Origin of the sequence: Protofrankia sp. Cas8, from assembly GCF_963555845.1 — a bacterium.
Classification (GTDB): domain Bacteria; phylum Actinomycetota; class Actinomycetes; order Frankiales; family Frankiaceae; genus Protofrankia.
Genome location: NZ_CAUVXI010000049.1, coordinates 1 through 5,459 on the forward strand (window position 1 = coordinate 1; position 5,459 = coordinate 5,459).

6 protein-coding genes are annotated in these 5,459 nt (G+C 69.5%); 3 read left to right on the forward strand and 3 right to left on the reverse strand.

Features of this window, described 5'->3' with window-relative positions; translation table 11 throughout:
- Window positions 1–89: 89 nt before the first annotated feature.
- Window positions 90–776, reverse strand: coding sequence for an ABC transporter permease (locus U9977_RS09920; RefSeq protein ID WP_322748920.1), 687 nt, complete (start codon window positions 774–776; stop codon window positions 90–92).
- A gap of 133 nt (window positions 777–909) precedes the next feature.
- On the opposite strand from U9977_RS09920, the gene U9977_RS09925 reads away from it, so the two are divergent.
- Window positions 910–2,196, forward strand: coding sequence for an ATP-binding cassette domain-containing protein (locus tag U9977_RS09925; RefSeq protein WP_322748921.1), 1,287 nt, complete (start codon window positions 910–912; stop codon window positions 2,194–2,196).
- A gap of 64 nt (window positions 2,197–2,260) precedes the next feature.
- On the opposite strand, the gene purQ is transcribed toward U9977_RS09925, so the two are convergent.
- The gene (gene purQ / locus U9977_RS09930) at window positions 2,261–2,980 is read right to left on the reverse strand and encodes a phosphoribosylformylglycinamidine synthase subunit PurQ (protein ID WP_322748922.1); all 720 of its coding nucleotides are present in this window, start codon (window positions 2,978–2,980) and stop codon (window positions 2,261–2,263) included.
- A gap of 53 nt (window positions 2,981–3,033) precedes the next feature.
- On the reverse strand, window positions 3,034–3,510 hold the full coding sequence (locus tag U9977_RS09935) for an ATP-binding protein (protein WP_322748923.1): 477 nt from the start codon (window positions 3,508–3,510) through the stop codon (window positions 3,034–3,036).
- Window positions 3,511–3,866: 356 nt separating this feature from the next.
- Between U9977_RS09935 and U9977_RS09940 the strand changes: the two genes are divergently transcribed.
- Both U9977_RS09940 and U9977_RS09945 read left to right on the forward strand, forming a co-directional pair.
- On the forward strand, window positions 3,867–4,865 hold the full coding sequence (locus U9977_RS09940; protein WP_416210540.1) for a DUF5926 family protein: 999 nt from the start codon (window positions 3,867–3,869) through the stop codon (window positions 4,863–4,865).
- Window positions 4,866–4,878: 13 nt separating this feature from the next.
- A partial coding sequence (locus tag U9977_RS09945; protein WP_322748925.1) for an FAD-dependent oxidoreductase occupies window positions 4,879–5,459 on the forward strand: 581 nt, incomplete at its 3' end.

Below are 5,459 nucleotides of genomic sequence, written 5' to 3' on the forward strand. Positions count from 1 at the left end.
GACAGCCTGCGTGCCGAGGAGTACCCGCTGACGGCCGGCCGCACGCGTTTGACGAGCGTTCGTTCACACTCGACTATGCGTCCCGCTGATCACCAGCGGGGATGCAGGCGGCTGGGCCCGCAGCCAGCGGGCGTCACCAGCCGGCCGAGGCAGAGCAGCAGGCCCTGGACGATCAGGGCCAGCGCCACGACCAGCACCGTGCCGCCAACGGCCTGCGCGTCGTCGTGGTGGGCTAGACCGTCCAGCACGAGTCGGCCAAGCCCGCCGCCGCCGACGAGGGCGGCGATCGTGGCGGTGGCGATGACCCGGGCCGCCGCCGTCCGCAGGCCTACCAGCAGCAGTGGTGCGGCCAGCGGTAGCTCCACCTGCCGCACCACCTGACCACCGGACATGCCCATCCCGACCGCGGCCTGTGTCACCGCCCTGTCAACGTCGCGCACACCGATATAGGCAGTGGACAGCAGCGGTGGTACCGCGATGAGGGTCAGCGCGACCGTGGCCGCGGTGTTGCCGAAGCCGAGCGGCCCGACGGCCAACAGCACGAGCACGGCGAATGCCGGCACCGCCCGTTCAACCGCGGAGCCGCCGACAGCGAGTATGCGGCCTCGCCCGACGTGCCCGAGCCACACCCCGATCGGTAGCGCGAGGGCGCACGCAATCCCCACGGACGCGGCAGTCACCGTCAGGTGTTCGATGAGGCGCCGGGTGACGCCGTTGTCGCCGTTCCAGTTGGCGCTGTCGCCAAGCCACGAGGCGGTCTGCGAGATTGTGCTCACACGGCGACGTTACCGGGATAAGTCGATACTGACCGGATAATCCGATAGAAAAGCTATGAAACACAAACGACGGCGCTGTGGGTTCCACGGTCGGAATGATCGCAATCGGTGCGGGAGGGGTTGGTCGGAGTCGATGGCGACTGAGCCGATGATTTCGCTTCGAGGCGTCCAGAAGCGTCACCTGGACGGGACGGTCGCTGTTACGAATCTCGATCTCGACGTGGCCGAGGGTGATTTCATCTGCCTGCTCGGGCCGTCCGGGTGCGGCAAGACCACAATCATTAATCTCATCAACAGGATTATCGAGCCGACGTCCGGCCAGATCCTCGTGGCCGGCGAGGATGTTGCCCGCGTGGATCCGGTCACGCTGCGCCGGCGCATCGGTCATGTCGCCGCGAGCGTCGGCCTGTTCCCGCACCTGACCGTCCGGGCAAATGTCGAAACGGTTCCCAGACTGCTGCGCTGGGCGCGGCCGCGGGTTCACGACCGCGGGCAGGAGCTGCTCGAACTGCTTGGGCTTGATCCAGCGGTCGTCGGCGACCGTTACCCGCATGAACTCTCCGCCGAGCAACGGCAACGGGCCGGTATTGCCCGCGCACTCGCCGCCGACCCGCTGGTACTGCTGATGGACGAGCCGTGCTCGGGCTTGGACCCGATGGCGTGTGAGCGGCTGCGTACCGATCTCGTTCTGCTGCACCGGGATATCGGCAAGACGATCATCTTCGTCACGCCCGACCTGGACGAGGCCGTGCACCTCGCGGACCGGATCGCGGTGTTCCGCCCTGGCGGTCTACTTGAGCAGTACGCCGCTGCCACCCGCGTCCTGGGAGCGCCGGCCACGCCGTTCGTCGCGGATCTCACCGGCTTCGACCGGTCGCTGCGTCGGCTCGCGGTCACCCCGCTGGGGGCGGCCGACACCGAACACCCACCGGTGGTGCGGATGGATACGTCGGCGGCCGAGACACTGCAGGCGATCGCCCGGCACGTGCCGGGTGGGTCCGGTGGGTCCGGTGGGTCCGCTCGTTCCGCTCGTTCCGGTGGGTCCGGTGGGTCCGGTGGGTCCGGTGGGTCCGGCGAGGGTAGCCGGGTGCGGGTCAGCACGGACGGCGCCGGCTGGGCGGTCGTCGTCGACCCGGCGTCCGGGGAGGTGCGCGGGTGGGTCGAGGCCGGGGAGCTGGCCGGGCATGGTCCGGTCGCGAGCGCGGCAGCGCTGCGTCCGCTCGCCGGTTGGGTGGAGCTGGGCGCCTCTCTGAAGGACGCGTTCGCCGTGCTCCTGGGCGACGACGCCGCCCGCATCGCCGTCTACGACCGGGACGACTACGTCGGCGTACTCACGCCTGCGTCCCTGCACGCGGCCCTGCGCCGCTCCGTCGAGGCCGATGTGGCCGATGTGGCCGATGTGGCCGGACTGGCCGTTTGAGGGCCTCCGGGTGCGCGCGAAAGGCATGATCGCGCACCTTTCGGCCGGTCGCGCCGGGAGTCGATCAGACGGCGAGAACGCCGGATGTCACCGACCGGAACATGGCCAGGCCGTCCGATCCCGGGCCGGTCAGCGGCTCGACGGCGTGCTCGGGATGTGGCATCAACCCGACAACCGTGCGTCCGGCATTGCAGACGCCGGCTATGTCGGCGACCGATCCGTTCGGGTTCCCGCCGAGATAGCGGGCAACCACCAGGTCGTCATGTTCGAGTTGGGCCAGTGTCGCCGGATTCACCACATAGCGGCCTTCGCCATGTTTCACGGGAATAACAACCTCCGCGCCGGCCGTGTACTCCGAGGTCCACGCGGTCGAGGCGTTTTCCACCCGCAGCCGCTGGTCCCGGCAGACGAAATGGAGGCCGACGTTACGGGTGAGTGCCCCGGGCAGCAGTCCGGCCTCACACAGCACCTGAAATCCGTTGCAGATCCCGAGGACGGGCAACCCGTCACGGGCCGCGTCCACGACCGCGCCGACCATGGGGGAGAAACGGGCTATCGCCCCGGCGCGCAGATAATCGCCGTAGGAGAACCCGCCGGGCAGCACCACCGCGTCCACCCCGGCCAGCTCGGTGTCACCATGCCAGAGCGCAACGGCCTCGCCGCCGCCGAGACCGACCGCGCGAGCGGCGTCCCTGTCATCCAGCGAGCCGGGAAATGTCACCACGCCGATCCGGCGTGCTACCGATGACGCCCCGCCGACTGTTTCGTGCTGGCCACCGCTCATGTGGTCAGCCTACCGGCGATCAAGCGGCGGCCACGCGATCAGGACCCGGCCGGTCAGGACCCGCAGTGAGCCGGGGCGCGTTCGAGCCGGGTGGCGGGTGCGCTTTCATCCCACTGCAGCAGTTTTTCCAGATGAACCCGGATGCCGGGACGCGGCCCGTCCACAATATCGAACTGGACGCTGTCCATGAGCTCGTGCATGACATAGATACCACGGCCGTCTTCGCAGATCGTGTCATCGGCGGATGCCTCGAGAATCATGGCGTCAATCTGGAAGACGTCGAAGCCACCTCCGTTGTCCAGCACCTCGATGGCGGCCACCTGGTTGTCGACGTTGACCGAGACCTCGTACCAGTCATACGCCTGGGCGTGCTTCAGCACGTTGGCACATGCCTCGGTAAGCGCGAGTTCCACGTCGTCGACGCACTCCTGATGCGCGCCGAGAACCTTCAGTGACTGCGTGCACATCCGGCGGACAATAGGAATGGAGATCTCGTCCCGGGGAAGCGACAGCGAAAATCTGATCTCCATGTCCGAGTCCTACCCCGGCGAGTGACGGCTAACCTGCTTCGGCTTCCCGTCCGGCCAAAGGGTGTGCGATCTTGGTTTTTCGCACGCCCGCCGGTCCGGTCCGGGCTGGTGGAGCCCGGTTCCGCACCTGCGCGTAGCAGGTCCGGTACAAGCGGACGGTCACGTGGGTGGGTTGGCGGGAGTTGTCGGTCGCAGGTATTAGCCTTGCGCGTACCAGCCGTCCGTCAACCTGATCCGTCAACCTGATCCGTCAAGCCGAGGAGCACCCGATCGCCCGCCGACAGACCGTCCGCCGCCCCGTGCCGTCTCATTCCGGATCCGTCTCGTCCGGCTCCGGCTCGTCCGACGAGGTCGGCTTGGCCGCGTCCGGGTCGGCTCCGGGCGTCTTCGGGACGGACGAGGCAGATGTTCCCGTCGTCGGGCCGCGGTCGCCGTGCCCGTGTGGGTCAGGGCGCCGCTACAAGGCATGTCATGGCGTGCGGCGGCGGCCCGCGCCCGTCCTGCGTCCCTTTGCGGGCCGGGTCGACGAACCCGATCTGGTGGCCCTGCGCGAGTTGGTGCCCAGCGCGACAGCCCCGCTGAAGCTCTCCGCCAGCTACCTCGCGGAACATCCCGAACATGGCGACCGTGCGGTTCTGCTCGGCACGATGCTGCCGCAGGCAGTGCCTGCAATCGTCCGGGAGAGCGGCGAGATCCTCCTGGCCATGCAGACAGGCGTGCCCAGCGACGATGCGAGCGTTGACGTTGCGCGGGCGCTGCTCGCGGCTCTTGCCGCCGAGCCCGGGGCTCCGGTCATCCCCCGGCAGACAGCGGCGGGCAGCGCCCGTGGCGACGACGGCCGGGCCGGCCCAACGCTGCTGGACATCCTCGATCCGGCCCCGCTGGACATCACGGTCCACTCCGGATTCACCTGGTGGATCCCGCCGTCCGAGGACGGTACCGGTCCCGCTCCGGAGGTCGCCGCCGCCTTGGAGCGGGCGAACGCGGCCGTCGTTCCGACCGTCCGGTTGACCTCGGTCGACGCGGCCTACTGGTGCAGTCCGGGGGAGCGGACGCACCTGCGGTGGGTTCAGGCGTACGACGAGGAACCCCTGCTCGACGCCCTCGCGCGGCTGGCCGTCGCTGGTGATCTTATGGTCGGTGCCGGGTCCCGTTTCGTCGGCTCCTTCCGGGCGGACGGTCTGGTCGTTCCGGTCTGGGACCTCGCGCCGGGCGCTGACGCGGACAGCTGCGAGGAACCGGCGACGGAGCTGCGTGCCCGGTTGGAGCGTGCGGTTGCCGACCGGACTCCGCTGGATGCGTCGCAACGCCGGATGCGTGCCGGCGTCGTGGGCCGGACCCTCACCCTGCGCTGATATGCCGGTAGACATGGCTGGCCGGTCGGACGCTCCGGGCGAGATGTTCGATGTGGTCGTGATCGGCGCCGGTCCGGCGGGAGCAAGCGCAGCTCGGGCGGCGGCCCGGGCCGGTGTCACCGTCTGCATGCTTGAACGGGCCGAGCTGCCCAGGTACAAGACCTGTGGCGGCGGCCTGGTCGGTCTGGCGGTCGACCATGCCGGTATCGACCTTTCGGGCCTGGTCCACGCGAGCATCGACCAGCTCACCGTGTCCCTGGACGGCCGGCTGGCGCGGACCAGGCGCCGGCCAGGTCGACCGATGCTGTCAATGGTGATGCGCTCGGAGTTCGACCGGGCGCTGGTGCACTCGGCCTGCGCTGCCGGTGCGGGCCTGCGGACCGGAGTCCACGTCACCGGCCTGCGCGAAGTAACCGGACCGACCGCCGGACCGACCGCCGGACCAGTCCCCGGACCGGGCGGACCGGACAGCAACGAGGTCCAGGAGGCCACGGCGGCCACGGCGGTCAGGGAGGCCAGGGAGGCCAGGGAGGCCAGGGGGGTCAGGGAGAGCAGGGGGAGCAGGGGGAGCACGGAGATCAGGCAGACGCGGGA

What these genes read in the sequence shown, in the direction of transcription:
- U9977_RS09925 (WP_322748921.1), top strand. Translation starts at nt 910, where the DNA reads ATGGCGACTGAGCCGATGATTTCGCTTCGAGGCGTCCAGAAGCGTCAC.
- purQ (WP_322748922.1), bottom strand. Translation starts at nt 2,980, where the DNA reads ATGAGCGGTGGCCAGCACGAAACAGTCGGCGGGGCGTCATCGGTAGCA.
- U9977_RS09935 (WP_322748923.1), bottom strand. Translation starts at nt 3,510, where the DNA reads ATGGAGATCAGATTTTCGCTGTCGCTTCCCCGGGACGAGATCTCCATT.